The organism is Nocardioides epinepheli (assembly GCF_037936805.1).
Taxonomy (GTDB): Bacteria; Actinomycetota; Actinomycetes; order Propionibacteriales; family Nocardioidaceae; genus Nocardioides.
Map to the genome: position 1 here is coordinate 70,790 of NZ_JBBMMC010000004.1, position 16,771 is coordinate 87,560.

Genomic DNA, 16,771 nt, shown 5'->3' on the forward strand with positions numbered 1-16,771 from the left:
CCCGGAACGAAAGAGGAGCAACCACCCATGTCTGAAGTTCTGGTTCTGGTCGACCACGTCGCCGGCGCGGTCCGCAAGCCCACCCTCGAGCTGCTCGCCCTGGCAAAGCGCCTCGGTGAGCCGGCCGCGGTGTTCATCGGCTCGGCCGAGCACGCCGGCGAGGCCACCGCGAAGCTCGCCGCGTACGGCGCGGAGAAGATCTACGTCGTCGACGACGCCGAGATCCGTGGCTTCCTGGTCGTCCCCAAGGTCGAGGCCCTCCAGCAGATCGCAGCGCAGGCCAACCCGGCCGCGATCCTGCTCGTCTCGAGCGCGGAGGGCAAGGAGATCGCGGCCCGGCTCGCGATCCGCCTCGAGTCCGGCCTGATCACCGACGCCGTCGACATCGCCAAGGACGGCACGACCACCCAGTCGGTCTTCGCCGGCAGCTACACCGTGGCCGCCAAGGTGACCCGCGGCATCCCGATCATCACCGTCAAGCCGAACTCGGCGACGCCGGTGGAGACCGCCGGCGCGGGCACCGTGGAGCAGTTCGCGGTCACCATCTCCGACGCCGCCAAGACCGCGCAGATCGTGGCCGCGCAGCCGCGCCAGGCCACCGGTCGCCCCGAGCTCACCGAGGCCGCGATCGTGGTCTCCGGTGGCCGAGGCACCGGCGGCGACTTCGCGCCGATCGAGGCGCTCGCCGACGCCCTCGGCGCCGCCGTCGGCGCCTCCCGCGCCGCCGTCGACTCCGGCTGGATGCCGCACAGCTACCAGGTGGGCCAGACCGGCAAGGTCGTCTCGCCCCAGCTCTACGTCGCCAACGGCATCTCCGGTGCGATCCAGCACCGGGCCGGCATGCAGACCTCCAAGACCATCGTCGCGGTCAACAAGGACGAGGAGGCCCCGATCTTCGAGCTCGTCGACTTCGGCGTCGTGGGCGATCTCCACACGGTCCTGCCCGCTGCCACCGAGCAGATCAACCAGCGCAAGGGCTGAGCCACACTCCGTACGCGCATCAGGCCCCGTCGTCCGATCGGACGGCGGGGCCTGTCGCTGCCTGGACCCGCCGGGTGCTGCACAAGCAAGCGGACGCCGACGAGACCCCGGTACCCGCGTGCGGACTGCTCACCGCGCTTGTGCGCGACTGGGCGGCCCATCTCTGAACTTGTCGGCCGGGATATCGCCCGACAAGTTCAGACTTCCCCGGTCGACCGGGGAAATCCCGGCCCGCCTCCGAGCAGCACAGTTCGGACCCGCCGTCCGGGGGGACGACGGGCCCGAGGGCGGGTGCGGCTATGCGCTGGCGAAGATCACCGCGACGTTGGCGCCGCCGAACCCGAAGGAGTTGTTCAGGGCCGCGATGTCGCCCTGCGGAAGCTCGCGGGGCTTCGTCGCGATGTCGAGCTCGACCTGCGGATCCAGGTTGTCGAGGTTGATGGTCGGCGGGACCATCCGGTCCTGGATCGCCTTGACCGTGGCCACGGCCTCCAGAGCGCCGGCGCCGCCGAGCAGGTGACCGGTCATCGACTTGGTGCTGGTGACCACGACGTCGGAGACGGCGTCGCCGAGCGTCGCGTGCAGCATCAGTCCCTCGGCGATGTCGCCCTGCGGGGTCGAGGTCGCGTGGGCGTTGACGTGCTTGATCGCCGAAGGATCGACGTCGGCCTCGATGAGCGCCCGCTTGATCGCGCGGGTGCCCCCTCGGCCGGCCGGGTCGGGCTGGGCGATGTCGTGGCCGTCGGCAGTGATCCCGGCACCGAGCACCTCGGCGTAGATCTTGGCTCCGCGAGCCCGGGCGTGCTCCTCGGACTCCAGCACCAGGACGCCGGCGCCCTCACCGAGCACGAAGCCGTCGCGTGCGGTGTCCCACGGCCGGCTCGTCTTCGTCGGGTCGCTGCCCTCCTCGCTGCCGGTCTTCGACAGGGCCATCATGTTGCCGAAGGCGGCCATCGGCAGCGGGTGGATCGCCGCCTCCGTGCCACCGGCCACCACGACGTCGGCCCGGCCGAGCCGGATCTGGTCGACGGCCAGCGAGATCGCCTCGTTGCCCGAGGCGCACGCCGAGACCGGGGTGTTGACCGCGGCGCGGGCGCCGACGTAGAGGCTGATGTTGGCCGCGGGGCCGTTGGCCATCAGCATCGGGACCGCCAGCGGGGACACCCGTCGGGGGCCCTTCGCGTTCAGCGTGTCGTAGTTCGACAGGAGGGTCGTGACGCCGCCGATGCCGGTGGCCATCGCGACCCCGACCCGCTCGCCGTCGAGGTCGCCGGACTCCTGGAGCGCGTCGAGACCGCTGTCGTGCCAGGCCTCCATCGCCGCGACCATCGCCAGCTGGGAGCTGCGGTCGAGGCGGCGGGCCTTGACCCGCTCGAGGACGTCGGTGGGGTCGACCAGAGCGGGCGCGCCGATCTTCACCGGCAGGTCGGCGACGAGCTCCTCGTCGAGGTGACGCACCCCCGAACGGCCCTCCAGGAGGGCCGTCCAGGTGGAGGCGACGTCACCGCCGACCGGGCTGGTGGTACCCAGCCCGGTGACGAAGACGCGCGTGCGACCGGCCTGGCTGCTTGGGTTCGCCATGCTCAGGCGGAGGCGCGCTCGATGTAGGCGACGGCGTCACCGACGGTCTTGAGGTTCTTGACCTCGTCGTCGGGGATCGTCACGCCGAACTTCTCCTCGCACGCGACGACGACCTCGACCATCGAGAGCGAGTCGACGTCGAGGTCGTCGACGAAGGACTTGTCGAGCTGGACGTCGTCGGGCTCGATGCCGGCGACCTCGTTGACGATCTCGGCGAGGTCGGCGCGGATCTCTTCGGTGGTGGCCATCAGATGGTTCCTCTCGGTTGCTTGCGTGTGACTGGATGTAGCTCGTGCTTGATCCTGCCGGATCGGGCGCTCCGCCGCGACGGCGGTGCGCCGGTCAGGGGACGACGACGACCTGCGCCGCGTAGGCCAGGCCGGCGCCGAAGGCGATGAGCAGCGCGAGGTCGCCGGACTTGGCCTCGCCCTCCTCGATCATCCGGTGCAGCGCGAGCGGCACGGAGGCCGCGGAGGTGTTGCCCTGGTCGGCGACGTCGCGGGCGATCTTGACGCGTTCGGGCAGCTTCATCGCCCGCGCCATGGCGTCGGTGATGCGCATGTTCGCCTGGTGGGGCACGAAGACGTCGAGGTCCGCGGCGGTGATGCCGGCGCGGTCGATCGCCTCCTGGCCGACCTTGGCCATGGTGAAGGACGCCCACCGGAAGACCGGGTTGCCCTGCATGGTCAACGGCGGCATCTCGGTGGAGCCCACCGCGACGACGTCGCGCCAGTCCTCGCGCTGGCGGATGAAGTCGTAGCGCTCGCCGTCCGAGCCCCACACGGTGGGGCCGATGCCGGGAGTCTCGCTCGGTCCGATCACGACCGCGCCCGCGCCGTCGGCGAAGATGAACGCGGTGCCGCGGTCGTTGCGGTCGAGGATGTCGGAGAGCCGCTCGACGCCGATCACCAGCGCGTAGCGGGCACTGCCGGCCCGGATCATGTCCGAGGCCAGCCCGACCGCGTGACAGAAGCCGGCGCAGGCGGCGGAGATGTCGAAGGCGACCGGGTGCTCGCAGCCCAGCTCGGTGGCGATCAGCGGCGCGACCGCGGGGGTCTGCATCATGTGGCTCACCGTCGCCACGATGACGGCGTCGACCTGGCTGGCCTCGATCCCGGCCTTCTCCAGCGCCTCGCGGCAGGAGGCGACGCTCATCATCTGCACCGACTCCTCGGGAGTGGCGAAACGCCGCTGCTTGATGCCGGAGCGCTGCTGGATCCACTCGTCGCTGCTGTCGATGGCCTCGACGACCTCGGAGTTGGGCACGACGATCGAGGGCCGGTAGGCGCCGACGCCGAGGATCCTGGCGTGCGGCGACCCGGCCGAGGCCTTCAGTGTTCCGGTCACGAGGCGGCTCCCTGGCTGCTCTGGCTGCTCTGGTCGGCGGTGTCGGCGGGTGCACCGTGCTTGGCGCAGAACGCCCGGGCGTCCTCGAGCTGGTCGGGTGTCTTGAGGGCGAACGTCTCCAGGCCCTCGAGGCCCTTGAGTGCGCGCTTGGCGATGCCGGTGAGCGTCCCGGCGGGCGGCATCTCGAGGATGCCGGTGACGCCGAGGTCGGCCATCGCGGTCATGCAGAGGTCCCAGCGCACGGGGCTGGCGATCTGGCCGACGATGCGCTGGAGGATCTCGCCGCCGTCGTCGACGAGTGCGCCGTCGCGGTTGGAGATCATCGGGATCTTGGGGGCGCGGGTCGAGACCGCCTCGGCGAGGCCGGTGATGTGGCCGACGGCCGGGGCCATGTGCTCGGTGTGGAAGGCGCCGGCGACCGAGAGCGGCATCAGGCGCGCCTTGGCGGGCGGGTCCTCGGCGAGGGCGGCGAGCTGCTCGAGGGTGCCGGCGGCCACGATCTGGCCGGGACCGTTGTCGTTGGCGGGAGTGAGACCGTGTCGCTCGAGGGTCGCCAGGACGTCGTCGCGGACCCCGCCGAGCACCGCGGTCATGCCGGTGGGCGTCACGGCCGCGGCCTCGGCCATCGCATTGCCGCGCTCGCGCACCAGGACCATCGCCTGCTCGGCGGTGAGGGCGCCCGCGCCGACGGCCGCGCCGAGCTCGCCGACGCTGTGCCCGGCGACCGCGCCGACGGTGCCGACGGCGTCGGAGGGATGCGGGAAGAGCTCCAGGGCGGTGACCAGGGCGGTGGCGACCAGCAGCGGCTGGGCGATCCGCGTGTCGCGGATGGTCTCGGCGTCGGACTCGGTGCCGTGGTGGGCCAGGTCGATGCCCGCGACGGCCGAGAGCCAGGCCAGGCGGGAGGCGACCGTGGGGCTCTCGAGCCAGGGGCTGAGGAATCCGGGAGTCTGGGCTCCCTGACCGGGGGCGACGATGACCAGCACGGGTGCCACTCTGCCGTGACAGACGACTCCGAGCGCGGCTGGCGCGCACGAATCTCACTGGTTGATCTTTGGAGGGTTCCTACAAATGCGCGCCGCGGCTATCCGGGCGGCGTCCGACCGGACTGGCGCCCCAGGATCAAGGCGATCTGGAGGGTGAGCGCATCGCGGGCCGTGTGCGGGGTGAACCCGGTGAGCTCGGCCACCTGACGCAGCCGGTAGCGCACGGTGTTCGGGTGGACGTAGAGCGCCCGCGCGGTCGCCTCCACCGAGCGACCGGTGTCCAGGTAGGTCCCCAGCGACTGAGCGAGCGTGCCGCGGGCGGCCAGGATCGGCAGGTAGACCTCCTCGACCAGGTGCCGTCGAGCGTGGCCGTCGCCGGCCAGCGCGCGTTCGGGGAGCAGTTCGCTGCTCAGGACCGGCCGCGGCGCCTCCGGCCAGCCGGAGGCGGCCCGGTGGGCCGCGAGCGCGGCACGAGCGGAGAGGTGGGCGTGCTCCAGGTCGTCGGCCACCGGCCCGACCACCACCGCGCCGTCCCCGAACAGGCCGGTGAGGGCGGCGCCGGCCGCGCGCTCGTCGTCGACGCCTCCCACGAGCACCACGAGGCGGTCGCCCTGGACCGCGCAGAGGGCGTCGAGTCGGTGCGTGCGGGCGATGCGGCGGATCTCCTCGAACAGGTCGGTGTCGGTGCGCCGGTCGGGGACCGTTCCCAGCACGACGGCGACATCGCCGTCGGCCGCCCAACCCAGCGCGCTGGCCCGGGAGAGCATCGTCTCGTCGGTCTCGGCGCGCAGCACGGCGTCGACGACCAGGGCCTCGAGCCGCGCGTCCCACGCACCGCGCATCTCGGCGGCCCGGGCGTAGACCTCGGCGGCGGCGAAGGCGATCTCGCGCGCGTAGAGGAGCACCGAGGCCTGGACGTGGGCGACGTCGTCGGCGTCCACGATGCCGTCGACCGAGGACTCCACCGCCTCGATCGACAGCCGCACCAGGTCGACGGTCTGCTGCAGGCTGATCGTGCCGGTCAGCGCCCGGGGAGCGGCACCGAAGACGGAGGCGGCGATGGCGTACGGCGCCAGCGCGTCGTCGTGGTCGGCGGTCTCGGCGGCGTACCAGTCGACGAAGGCTCGGACGCCTGCCTGGACGATCTGCCCGACCCAGGCCTGTTCCTGGGCGCTGAGGTCGCCGAACCAGGGGAGGGCGTCGTCCATGCGGGTCATGGCCGAGGTGCTCAGCGCGCCGCTGGAGCGCACGAGCGCAGCGACGGCCCGCTCGCGGGAGGCGGGCGTGCGGTCGGACACGTGCGTGAGGGTAGGTCATCGCGGGCTACGGGTAGGAGGGGACCGATCTGCTCCGCGCCGGAGCGGGTCGTGGTTGAATTCGGCAGCGGTTTCGAGACGAGGTGAGCCATGGCCCGCAAGCAGGCCCGGCGACAGGACCCCCACGAGGTCCAGTACGTGCAGATGCATGGGCACCGGCGCGCCTTCGTCAAGGCAGGAAGTGGCCCGGCGCTGTTGCTCCTGCACGGGCTCGGCTGTGACCACACCACGTGGGCGCCGGTCATCGACGCGCTCGCTGAGCGCTACACGGTCATCGCCCCCGACCTGCTCGGTCACGGCCAGTCGGCCAAGCCGCGCGCCGACTACAGCGTCGGCGGCTATGCCAACGGGATGCGCGACCTGCTCACGGTCCTCGGCATCGACAAGGCCACCGTCGTCGGCCACAGCTTCGGCGGGGGAGTGGCGATGCAGTTCGCCTACCAGTTCCCCGAGCGCACCGAGCGACTGATGCTGGTCGCCTCCGGCGGGCTCGGCCCCGAGGTCGCCGCCGGGATCCGCGCGATCACCACCCCCGGCTTCCATCAGATGATGGGGGTGCTCGCGCTCCCCGGCATCCGGCACGCCGGAGTGGCCGGGCTGCGGCTGGCCTCGCGCAGCCGGATCCCGGGCACCCGCGACCTCGACGAGGTCGCCCGCATCTACGACACCTTCAAGGATCCGCGCGCCCGGGCGGCCATCCGCCACGTCGTCCGCGCGGTGGTCGACTGGCAGGGCCAGATCGTCACCATGTCCGATCGTGCCTACCTCACCGAGGCGATGCCGATCGCGGTGGTGTGGGGCCTCGACGACTACGTGATCCCGGTCTCCCACGCCCAGAACGCCGCCGCCATCGCGCCGGGCGCCCGCGTCGAGGTGATCGAGAACGCCGGCCACTTCCCGCACAAGGACCACCCGGAGCTCTTCGTCGAGATCCTCCACGACTGGGTCTCCCACACGACCCCGGCCGTCTACTCACGGGCGAAGTGGCGGGGCCTGCTCCGCAAGGGCCGCACGGCGTCCCCCGGCGGCACCCTCACCGTCGTCCCCGACGGCATCACCTCCATCGCCTGACCCTGATTGCTGCCGAGTCGGCGCTTGTGTTGAACACAAACGCCGACTCGGCGGTCAGTCAGGCGTCGCCACCCTCCTGCTTGACGCCGGAGACGGCGGTGGGGTCGTCGATGCGGTACTGCGCGGCGGCCTTGGCGACGACGGCGGGGTCGATCTCGCCGGCGTCGGCCAGCGCCTGGAGGGCGCGGACGACGACCGACTGGGCGTCGATGCGGAAGAACCGGCGCGCCGCGGGGCGGGTGTCGGCGAATCCGAACCCGTCGGCGCCGAGCACCGCGTAGTCGCCGGGCACCCACCGCGCGATCTGGAGCGGCACGGCCGCCATGTAGTCCGACACCGCGATGAACGGGCCGCCCGCGCCGTCGAGCTTGGTGGTGACGTAGGGGACCTGCGGGGTCTGGTCGGGATGCAGCAGGTTGTGGTCCTCGGCGGCGACGGCGTCGCGGGCCAGCTCGTTCCACGACGTGACCGACCAGGTGTCAGCCTGCACGCCCCACTCCTCCGAGAGCAGTCGGGCGGCCTCCTTGACCCACGGGTAGCCGACGCCGGAGGCCATCAACTGCACGCGCGGACCCTCGCCGTCGGCGGTGGAGACCTGGTGGATGCCCTTGAGGATGCCCTCGACGTCGACGTCGTCGGGCTCGGCGGGCTGCTCGACCGGCTCGTTGTAGACGGTGAGGTAGAAGATGACGTCCTCGCCGTTGCCGTCCTTGCCGCCGGTGCCGTACATCCGCTCCAGGCCCGAGCGCATGATGTGGCCGACCTCGTAGGCGAAGGCGGGGTCGTAGTGGACGACGGCCGGGTTGGTCGAGGCGAGCAGCGGCGAGTGACCGTCGGCGTGCTGGAGCCCCTCGCCGGTCAGGGTGGTGCGCCCGGCCGTGGCGCCGATCAGGAAGCCCCGGGCGAGCTGGTCGGCCATGGCCCAGATCGAGTCGCCGGTGCGCTGGAACCCGAACATCGAGTAGAAGATGTAGAACGGGATCATGTGCTCGCCGTGCGTGGAGTAGGACGAGCCGGCGGCGGTGGCCGAGGCCATCGCGCCGGCCTCGGAGATCCCCTCGTGCAGCATCTGACCCTGGGCGGACTCGGTGTACTTCAGCAGCAGCTTGCGGTCCACCGACTCGTAGTTCTGTCCGGCCGGGTTGTAGACCTTGGCACTCGGGAACATCGAGTCCATGCCGAAGGTGCGGTACTCGTCGGGGGCGATCGGCACGATCCGCTTGCCGATCTCGGGGTCCTTCATCCAGTCGCGCAGCAGCCGGACGACGGCCATCGTGGTCGCGACCGGGTGCTTGCCGCCGCCCTTGGCGAGCTCGGCGTAGACCGCGTCGCCGGGAAGCTTGAGCGGCTTGGCGCGCACCTCGCGCTTGGGCATCGAGCCGCCGAGCTCGGCGCGACGCTGCATCATGTACTCGATCTCGGGGGAGTTCTCGCCCGGGCGGAAGAACGGCGCGGCGCCGGTCTCCTCGTACGACCGCTCGAGGTCGCGGTCGGAGATGGGCAGGTAGAGCCGGTCGCGGAACTTCTTCAGGTCGTCCTGGGTGAGCTTCTTCATCTGGTGGGTGGCGTTCTTGCCCTCCAGAGCGTCGATCGTCCAGCCCTTGATGGTCTTGGCCAAGATGACCGTCGGCTGCCCGGCGTGCTTGGTGGCGGCGTCGAAGGCGGCGTAGACCTTGCGGTAGTCGTGTCCGCCGCGCGGCAGCTTCTGGATCTGGGTGTCGCTCATGTGCTCGACCATCCGCCGCAGCCGCGGGTCGGAGCCGAAGAAGTTCTCCCGGACGTAGGCGCCGTCCTCCACGGAGTAGGTCTGGAAGGCGCCGTCGGGCGTGGTGTTCATCTTGTTGACCAGGACGCCGTCGACGTCGCGGGCGAGCAGGTCGTCCCAGCCCTGGCCCCAGATCACCTTGATGACGTTCCAGCCGGCGCCGCGGAAGTTCGCCTCGAGCTCCTGGATGATCTTCCCGTTGCCGGTGACCGGGCCGTCGAGCTGCTGGAGGTTGCAGTTGACGACCCACACCAGGTTGTCGAGCTCCTCGCGGGCCGCGATCCGGATCGCACCGAGCGACTCCGGCTCGGCCATCTCGCCGTCGCCGAGGAAGGCCCACACGCGCTGCTGGGAGGTGTCCTTGATGCCACGGTTCTGCAGGTAGCGGTTGAACCGGGCCTGATAGATCGAGTTGATGCCGGTCAGGCCCATCGAGACGGTCGGGAACTCCCAGAAGTCCGGCATCAACCGCGGGTGCGGGTAGGAGGACAGGCCGGCGTGGGGGCCGTGCTGCACCTCCTGGCGGAAGCGGTAGAGCTGCTCCTCGCTGAGCCTGCCCTCGAGGAAGGCGCGGGCGTAGATGCCGGGGGAGGCGTGACCCTGGATGTAGATCTGGTCGCCGCCGCCGGGGTGGTCCTTGCCGCGGAAGAAGTGGTTGAAGCCGACTTCGTAGAGGCTGGCCGAGGACTGGTAGGTCGCGATGTGGCCGCCGACCTCGAGGCCCTTGCGGTTGGCGCTGGAGACCATCACCGCGGCGTTCCAGCGCAGGAACGCGCGGATGCGCTGCTCGACGTCGTAGTCGCCTGGGAACCAGGGCTCGCGCTCGGGCGGGATGGTGTTGATGTAGTCGGTGCTGCGCAGCGCGGGAACGCCGACCTGGGTCTCCCGGGCGCGCTCGAGCAGCCGCAACATGACGTAGCGGGCACGATCGCGGCCGCGCTCGTCGAGCATCGCGTCGAACGAGTCGAGCCAGTCCTGCGTCTCTTCGGGGTCGATGTCGGGCAGCTGGGTGGGAAGCCCTTCGTGGATCACTGCCGGCACCGAGCCCGCACGCCGATCTGCCCCCGCGCTCTCTTTGTCCGCGCCGGCGCTGGAGTTGGCGCTGGAGTTGTCGGAGGTGTCGACGGAGGCGTCGGCCGAGGTAGGGGTGGTCTCGGTTGCCTTGGCGTCGGTGGTGTCTGGGGTGGATGTGTCGCCGCTCACGACCACATCGTCCCACGGCGCTCGCAGGTACCGAATCGACCCGTCCGGCTACCCGCGGGTAGGCCGATTTTCGGGGCCGCAGCGGCGCCCAGAGAGTGGTCGGAGCGGCCTCTGCGCTTGCAGACTCGGCCCTTCTCCGCTGGACTACGGGCCAACGTATCCGCGCGCGTGCGCGTGGACCGCACCCCCCGACCACCCAGTACCGACTCCGATGGAGGATCCTCAGTGAGCTCGACCGCCGACGGCGGCACCACCCAGACCGAGAACGGCGCCCGCCTGGGCCTCACGACCGGGATGGTCGTCCAGGAACTCGGCTGGGACAACGACACCGACGACGATCTGCGGATCGCGATCGAGGACGCCATCGACGCCGACATGGTCGACGGCGACTACGGGAACGTCGTCGACGCCGTCGTCCTGTGGTGGCGCGAGGAGGACGGCGACCTCGTCGACGGTCTCGTGGAGGCGCTCACCGACCTCGTAGGCGGCGGCTCCATCTGGCTGCTCACGCCGAAGATCGGCCGCCCGAACGCCGTCGATGCCGCCGACATCGCCGAGGCGGCTCCGATCGCGGGACTCTCCCAGACCATCTCTGCCTCGGTCAGCAAGGACTGGGCGGCTACCCGGCTGCTCGCACCGAAGACACCGGCTTGAGCCGGTGGTGCTCCGCGCGCTGACCGGGCACGCGTTCGGCGTGGCGACCGGAGTCGTCGCTGACGTCGCCTCGGCTGGTCGATCTGTGGGTCGCTCGGTCGCGAACCCGGTGGTGGTGCTCGGCCGCGCGGGGATCCTGCAGCCGTACTCTCCACTCACCCTGGCGCGGCTCGGCCTGACCCTGTCGCGCTGGGGCACCGGCCTGGCCGGGGGATACGCCTCGCTCGCGGTGCGCTTCCCCGACCGCACCGCACTGGTCGACGAGTCAGGCGAGCTCACCGTCGCCGAGCTCCACGCCCGCACCAACGCCCTGGCCCACCAGCTGCGCGAGCGGGGAGTGCGCGAGGGCGATCTCGTCGCGGTGCTGTGCCGCAACCATCGTGGCTTCGTGGAGGCGACGGTGGCGGTTGCCAAGCTCGGCGCCGACGTCATCTTCCTGAACACCGCCTTCGCCGGTCCGCAGCTGGTGGAGATCCTCGATCGGGAGAGCCCGGTGGCGCTCATCCACGACGACGAGTTCGCCACCGCGGTCGGCGAGGCGGCGGTGTCGCTGCGCCTGATCGCCTGGTCGGAGGGGGCAGCCGAGGGCACGGAGACCCTGGAGCAGCTGATCGCCACCGGCTCTCGGGGCGATCTCACGCCTCCGGGGCGAACCGGCCGGATCGTGGTCCTGACCTCGGGCACGACGGGGGCGCCCAAGGGCGCGCCGCGCAGCGAGGCCGGGATCGCGGGCGCGGTCTCGATCCTGGGCGCGCTGCCGCTGCGGCAGGGCGGGCGCACCTACGTCGCCGCGCCGTTGTTCCACACCTGGGGATTGGCCCACCTCGCGCTCGCGACCCTGCTGGGTTCGACGGTCGTGCTTCGTCGGCGGTTCGAGCCCGAGGAGCTTCTGCGCACGATCGAGGAGGAGCGGTGCGACGCCGTCGCGGTCGTGCCGGTGATGCTCCAGCGGGTGCTGCAGTTGCCCGCCGAGGTGCTCGACCACTACCGGCTCGACACCCTGCGAGTGGTCGCCAGCTCGGGTTCGGCGTTGGCCGGTGATCTCGCGACCGAGTGGATGGACCGCTTCGGCGACACGCTCTACTCGACGTACGGATCCACCGAGGTGGCCCACGCCGCGGTGGCCGGTCCCGCGGACCTGCGGGCCTGTCCTGGTACGGCGGGCCGTCCGCCGTACGCGGTGACCGTCCGGATCCTCGACGACGACGGCGTCGAGGTGGCCACCGGCGAGACGGGGCGGATCTTCGTGGGCAACGGACTGCTCTTCGAGGGCTACACCGGCGGCGGCTCGAAGGAGGTGCTCGACGGTCTGATGGCCACCGGCGACGTCGGCCGCCTCGACGCCGCGGGCCGCCTGTTCGTCGAGGGCCGCGACGACGAGATGATCGTCTCCGGCGGCGAGAACGTCTTCCCGCAGGAGGTCGAGGACTGCCTGGCCCGCCACCCGGCGGTGCGGGAGGCTGCCGCGGTCGGCGTCGAGGATGCCGAGTTCGGCGCCCGGCTGCGCGCCTTCGTCGTCCCGCTCGATACCTCGGGCAGGATCGAGGAGGACGAGCTCAAGGCCTGGGTGCGCGACCACCTGGCGCGCTACAAGGTGCCGCGCGAGATCGTGTTCCTCGAGGAGTTGCCGCGCAATGCCACCGGCAAGGTGCTCAAGCGGGATCTCGTGGAAGCCAAGCGAAGTCGACAGAGGGGGAAGTCGTGATGAGTGGGCCGGATGGGGGGCTGGTGCTCGGGAGCGCCGCACCCGACTTCACCCTGCGCGACCAGTTCGGCCAGGACGTCACGCTCTCGTCCTACCGGGGGAGCAAGGCGGTGGCGATCCTGTTCTACCCGTTCGCGTTCTCGGGGGTCTGCACCGGTGAGATGAGCGCGATCCGCGATCGCCTCGCCGACTTCTTGACCTTCGACACCGAGGTGCTCGGGATCTCCTGTGACCCGGTGTACTCGGTGCGCGCCTTCGCCGACCAGGACGGCCTCAACTTCCCGCTGCTGAGCGACTTCTGGCCGCACGGGGCGGTCAGCCGCGAGTACGGCGTCTTCGACGAGGAACGGGGCTGCCCGAGACGCTCGTCTTACGTCGTCGATCGCGACGGCGCGGTGCGGTGGGCGGTGCACAACGCGATGCCCGAGGGTCGCGACCTCGAGGAGCACCTGGCGCAGCTGCGCGCCGCCGTCGGTGACCGCTGAGCGACCGGTCCAGACCACTCGATCGATCTTGGCGCTTCACCCTTGACGGGGTAGCGCGGATGAGTACTATTCTCGTGTTGAGCCGCTGGTGACCCGAGACGCCAGCGGCTCAACTCTTTTTCGGGCCCGCGAACAGCCACGGCGGGCCTGACGCGGTGCCGGCGCAGTTCGGGCAGCGGAGTAGGCACTTGTAGGCTTCCGCGCGCGGGCGTGTAGCTCAGCGGTAGAGCGCTTCGCTTACAACGAAGTGGTCGGGGGTTCGATCCCCTCCGCGCCCACCGGTCGGCCCATTGTCGAGCCCACCGACCCGTCCGGCGCGATCACGCCGAACGGGCCACGTGCGCCGAGCGGGTCCGATGTCAGCGCGCGCGCCGCACGGCCATCTTGGTGAGCGGCGCGTACGGCGTGCGTTGCTGGAAGCGCTTGGTGGCGAGGAAGACCGTGACCAGTCGATTGCCGATCCTCACGAAGGTCGCATCGACCTGGAAGGAGTCGCTGCCCGAGCTGCTCCGGAGTCGCATCCCGAACCGGTCCGAGCCCACCCGCGGCGCGGCGAGCCGGGTGACCCGGACGCGCTGGTCTCCTTGGCGGAAGGACCGGCACGCGCTCGGGAATCGCTTGATCTTCTTCATCAGCGCCCGAGCCTTGGCCGTGCTGCCGAGCTGATCGACCCGTGCGAGCATCGACTCCACCTTCGGCGAGCCGTCCGGCAAGTACACCCCGGCGCGTGCGCTCGCGACCGGCACACTCAGATCGCTGGCGCAGTCGCCCGGATTGGGCAGGCTGGTCCTGCGTTCGCGATAGGTGTCGCGGGTGGCGCCGGTGTATCCAGGCACCACCTTCGCGACCTGGGCGACCGTCAGCAGGTCGGCATCGGTGACGGTGGGAGCCGGCGAGACGGCCCTCGCGGGCGCTCCGACGGCCGACCCCGGGTCTGTGGCGGCCAACGCCGGTGCGGGGACGACGAGGGCGACCGAGAGGGTCACCAGGAGTGCGGTGCGCTTCATCGACTGCTCCTTCGGGTGTCTATCGGGCCCGCCGGACGGCGGCGCGGATCAGCGGCGCGTGCGCCTGCGGGCGACGGACGACGTCGTCGGAGTAGATGAGCACCGAGACCAGGCGCTTGCCGACGCGGACCCAGTAGGTGGTGATCTCCTCGACGCCGTTCTCGTCGCGGTGGCGAACCCGGAAGGCAGTGCGGTCGTCGCCGAGGCGCGCGATCGAGATCCGCTTGGTGCGGCTCGTCGTACCGTCGTTCCGCCGCACGCGACACTTGGCCGGGTACCTCTTCAGAGTGCGCATCAGCCGTAGTGCGGTCGCCGGCTTGGCGAACTGGTCGACCTGCTCCAAGACGACCTGGGTGCCAGGTCCTACCCGGTCCCCGGCCCGGGTGAAAGTGGCGTGCCGTCCGCTCGACACCCGTGGGTTCCGCTCGCCTTCGCAATCGACGGGGTCGGGCATGGAGGTGCGTTGCACGCCTGCCACCTCGCGGATGCCGTTCTTGAACGCAGGCAGCGCCTTCGCGACATTGCGGACGGTGAGGACGTCGGCGTTGGTGACGCCGGCTGGCGTCGCCGCTCGACGATCGCCGGTCGACGGCGCCGCCCCCGCCGGGTCGATCGCCATCGACGATCCGGAGACGGCGAGCGAGAGAGCGAACGCAGCGAGCAAGGACGTGCGCTTGTGCATGGAAGGGCCCCCCGAAGTGTGATCAATGATGAACGTGTGCACACAGTGCACGGTTGTGACCGGCACGTCCAGTAGCGCGTCCGTCTCCTGCGGCCGGCCGAGCGCGTCTTCACACCTGACGTCGCTCGGGGTGCTCGTCCTCCCACTGCCCCAACTGGGTCTGAAGGGCCTTCATGACCTCCCACACCTGGGCGGCGGGGATCCGCACCCGGGTGACGACCTGGGCATCGACGCGAGCGACCGAGGTGCCGTCGTCGGCGCGATCGGGAACCGGCGGCCGGCTCATCGAGACGAAGTCGAGGATGAAGGTCTCGTTGTTGTGCCACACGCTGGCGAAGTCGGCGTAGTGACCCTCCAGCTGTTCGGGCGGCACGTTGATGTTGAACGCGGTCGGGATCTCTGGGCTGCTCATCGGGTCATCATGCCGAGCCGGCGGTGAGAGGGCTCTCATCGCGCGCTCACCTCAGGCTCACCGCCGCTCGGGAGAGTCCTTCCAACGGGCCGAACCACGGCCCCTCGCGAAAGGCGGATGCACCATGAAGCGGACCACTCTCTCCCTCGGCACCCTCGGCGTGGCCGGCCTGGTCGCCGGCGGCCTGATGGCCCTGCCGACGGCCGGATCGGCGGCGGCGGGCAGCGACGACGCCGTCAAGCGCAACGAGGACACCCCCGAGCTCGTCCTGGTCGCCGACGACGACGATGACGACGACACCCAGGGCCGCGCCCAGGCGACGAACACCAACACGCGGACCCAGGGCGACACCCAGAACACCCGCAACACCCGGACCAACTCCAACAGCCGCAACGACGGCACGGGTACCGGCACCCGCACCGGCAAGGACGACAGCCGCGAGCGCAGGGTCAAGGACTGGACCCGCGACGGCGGTGACCGCACCCGCGACTGGACGGCGAACCACACCAACGACCGCTCGCGCCACAACACCCGCCGCTGAGCGGGACGCGACCGGTCCGGACTGCGAGAGGAACGTCATGAGCAGCGCCAGCTGGCGTCTGCGTGAGGGAGACCCGATCACCCCCGAGCTGACCGCGATGCGGCTGCTCGGGGGCGGGTCGGCCTACGAGGCCTACCTCGCGTTCGACGAGATCACGTTCGCCCCCGTCGTGGTGAAGATGGTCCGCCCCGACCAGGTCGACGACGCGAGCACCCTGCGCGGTCTGGACCGTGAGGCCCGCGCGCTCTTCCACGTCAATCACCCCGTGGTGGTGCGCGGCCTGCGCGACGAGCTGGACGGCGACCGTCCACACGTCGTCCTGGAGTGCATCGACGGGCCGCGACTCTCCAGCCTGATCCGGCGCACCGGGCGGCTCTCGGAGCAGCAGTACCTCCCGTTGGCGATCGACCTCGCCTCGGCTCTGCACTACTTCAGGCATGTCGACGTGTGTCATCTCGACATCAAGCCGAGCAACGTGATCATGGGGGCGCCGGCGCGACTGATCGACCTCTCGGTCGCCCGTCCGTCGGACTCGGCCGCCGCCCTCGAGGTGCCGATCGGCACCGACTTCTACATGGCGCCCGAGCAGTGCGCGCCGGGGGAGCGAGGCCTCCCCGGGTACGCCAGCGACGTGTGGGGACTCGGCGCCACCTTGTTCCATGCGGTGGCCGGCTTCCGCCCCTTCGAGGAGGGCGACCCCGACGCCGACGCGCCCGAGGGCCGCTTCCCGCAGCTCATCGACGAGCCCGAGCGGCTCCCTGGCGGTGTCCCGGACGACGTCGCCAAGGTCATCTACGCCGCCCTCGAGCCCGACCCGGCCGACCGTCCCGAGCCGCGCGACATCTCCGACGCGCTCCAGCCGGTGCTGGAGGCCCAGCCGGCAGCCAAGCTCTCGTTCAAGGTCGGCGCGAGCGTTCGCTAGGTCCCTCCAGCCGACCGGGCGGCCCCGAGGCCGAGCAGCCATCATCGGCGTCCCCTCGGGCCACCCGCTCGCTCCCGCCCCGTGACTCGGGCTCGCCGGGGCATCCTCGTCAC

Annotated in this window: 16 protein-coding genes and 1 tRNA gene; 8 read left to right on the forward strand and 9 right to left on the reverse strand. The window is 71.0% G+C overall.

Annotation, left to right across the window (positions count from 1 at the left end; all coding sequences use genetic code 11):
- Positions 1-27: 27 nt before the first annotated feature.
- A complete protein-coding gene (locus tag WMR31_RS06960) occupies positions 28-981 on the forward strand; it encodes an electron transfer flavoprotein subunit alpha/FixB family protein (RefSeq protein WP_340538061.1) in 954 nt (317 codons plus the stop codon).
- Positions 982-1,278: 297 nt separating this feature from the next.
- Here WMR31_RS06960 and WMR31_RS06965 read toward each other — a convergent pair whose 3' ends face one another.
- The 5 genes from WMR31_RS06965 to WMR31_RS06985 form a co-directional block, all read right to left on the reverse strand.
- Entirely contained in the window at positions 1,279-2,562 is a 1,284-nt protein-coding gene (locus WMR31_RS06965; RefSeq protein WP_340538062.1) for a beta-ketoacyl-[acyl-carrier-protein] synthase family protein, read from the reverse strand.
- A gap of 2 nt (positions 2,563-2,564) precedes the next feature.
- Positions 2,565-2,810, reverse strand: coding sequence for an acyl carrier protein (locus WMR31_RS06970; RefSeq protein ID WP_445321612.1), 246 nt, complete (start codon positions 2,808-2,810; stop codon positions 2,565-2,567).
- Between the two features lie 94 nt (positions 2,811-2,904).
- The gene (locus tag WMR31_RS06975) at positions 2,905-3,909 is read right to left on the reverse strand and encodes a beta-ketoacyl-ACP synthase III (protein ID WP_340538063.1); all 1,005 of its coding nucleotides are present in this window, start codon (positions 3,907-3,909) and stop codon (positions 2,905-2,907) included.
- Positions 3,906-4,895, reverse strand: coding sequence for an ACP S-malonyltransferase (locus WMR31_RS06980; RefSeq protein ID WP_340538064.1), 990 nt, complete (start codon positions 4,893-4,895; stop codon positions 3,906-3,908). The genes WMR31_RS06975 and WMR31_RS06980 overlap by 4 nt, the downstream gene beginning before the upstream one ends.
- A 98-nt stretch (positions 4,896-4,993) precedes the next feature.
- Positions 4,994-6,193, reverse strand: coding sequence for a PucR family transcriptional regulator (locus WMR31_RS06985; protein WP_340538065.1), 1,200 nt, complete (start codon positions 6,191-6,193; stop codon positions 4,994-4,996).
- Between the two features lie 108 nt (positions 6,194-6,301).
- Between WMR31_RS06985 and WMR31_RS06990 the strand changes: the two genes are divergently transcribed.
- On the forward strand, positions 6,302-7,282 hold the full coding sequence (locus tag WMR31_RS06990; RefSeq protein WP_340538066.1) for an alpha/beta fold hydrolase: 981 nt from the start codon (positions 6,302-6,304) through the stop codon (positions 7,280-7,282).
- Between the two features lie 58 nt (positions 7,283-7,340).
- Here WMR31_RS06990 and aceE read toward each other — a convergent pair whose 3' ends face one another.
- On the reverse strand, positions 7,341-10,088 hold the full coding sequence (gene aceE, locus WMR31_RS06995) for a pyruvate dehydrogenase (acetyl-transferring), homodimeric type (RefSeq protein WP_340538278.1): 2,748 nt from the start codon (positions 10,086-10,088) through the stop codon (positions 7,341-7,343).
- A 387-nt stretch (positions 10,089-10,475) separates the two neighbouring features.
- On the opposite strand from aceE, the gene WMR31_RS07000 reads away from it, so the two are divergent.
- The 4 genes from WMR31_RS07000 (at position 10,476) to WMR31_RS07015 (ending at position 13,372) form a co-directional block, all read left to right on the forward strand.
- Entirely contained in the window at positions 10,476-10,904 is a 429-nt protein-coding gene (locus tag WMR31_RS07000) for a DUF3052 domain-containing protein (protein WP_340538067.1), read from the forward strand.
- Between the two features lie 7 nt (positions 10,905-10,911).
- A complete protein-coding gene (locus tag WMR31_RS07005; RefSeq protein ID WP_340538068.1) occupies positions 10,912-12,609 on the forward strand; it encodes an AMP-binding protein in 1,698 nt (565 codons plus the stop codon).
- A complete protein-coding gene (locus tag WMR31_RS07010; protein WP_340538069.1) occupies positions 12,609-13,094 on the forward strand; it encodes a peroxiredoxin in 486 nt (161 codons plus the stop codon). The genes WMR31_RS07005 and WMR31_RS07010 overlap by 1 nt, the downstream gene beginning before the upstream one ends.
- 206 nt (positions 13,095-13,300) lie before the next feature.
- Positions 13,301-13,372 (forward strand) — tRNA-Val (locus tag WMR31_RS07015).
- An 81-nt stretch (positions 13,373-13,453) separates the two neighbouring features.
- Here WMR31_RS07015 and WMR31_RS07020 read toward each other — a convergent pair.
- From WMR31_RS07020 to WMR31_RS07030, 3 genes are all read right to left on the reverse strand, one after another.
- Entirely contained in the window at positions 13,454-14,101 is a 648-nt protein-coding gene (locus WMR31_RS07020) for a hypothetical protein (protein WP_340538070.1), read from the reverse strand.
- A gap of 19 nt (positions 14,102-14,120) precedes the next feature.
- A complete protein-coding gene (locus tag WMR31_RS07025; protein ID WP_340538071.1) occupies positions 14,121-14,783 on the reverse strand; it encodes a hypothetical protein in 663 nt (220 codons plus the stop codon).
- Between the two features lie 109 nt (positions 14,784-14,892).
- Positions 14,893-15,195 (reverse strand): DUF3467 domain-containing protein, encoded by a 303-nt coding sequence (locus tag WMR31_RS07030; RefSeq protein ID WP_340538072.1) that lies wholly within the window; start codon positions 15,193-15,195, stop codon positions 14,893-14,895.
- 124 nt (positions 15,196-15,319) lie between these two features.
- On the opposite strand from WMR31_RS07030, the gene WMR31_RS07035 reads away from it, so the two are divergent.
- Entirely contained in the window at positions 15,320-15,736 is a 417-nt protein-coding gene (locus WMR31_RS07035) for a hypothetical protein (RefSeq protein ID WP_340538073.1), read from the forward strand.
- A 37-nt stretch (positions 15,737-15,773) separates the two neighbouring features.
- Positions 15,774-16,658: a serine/threonine-protein kinase gene (locus WMR31_RS07040; RefSeq protein WP_340538074.1), complete on the forward strand. Its 885-nt coding sequence runs from the start codon at positions 15,774-15,776 to the stop codon at positions 16,656-16,658.
- The last annotated feature ends 113 nt before the right edge of the window (positions 16,659-16,771 follow it).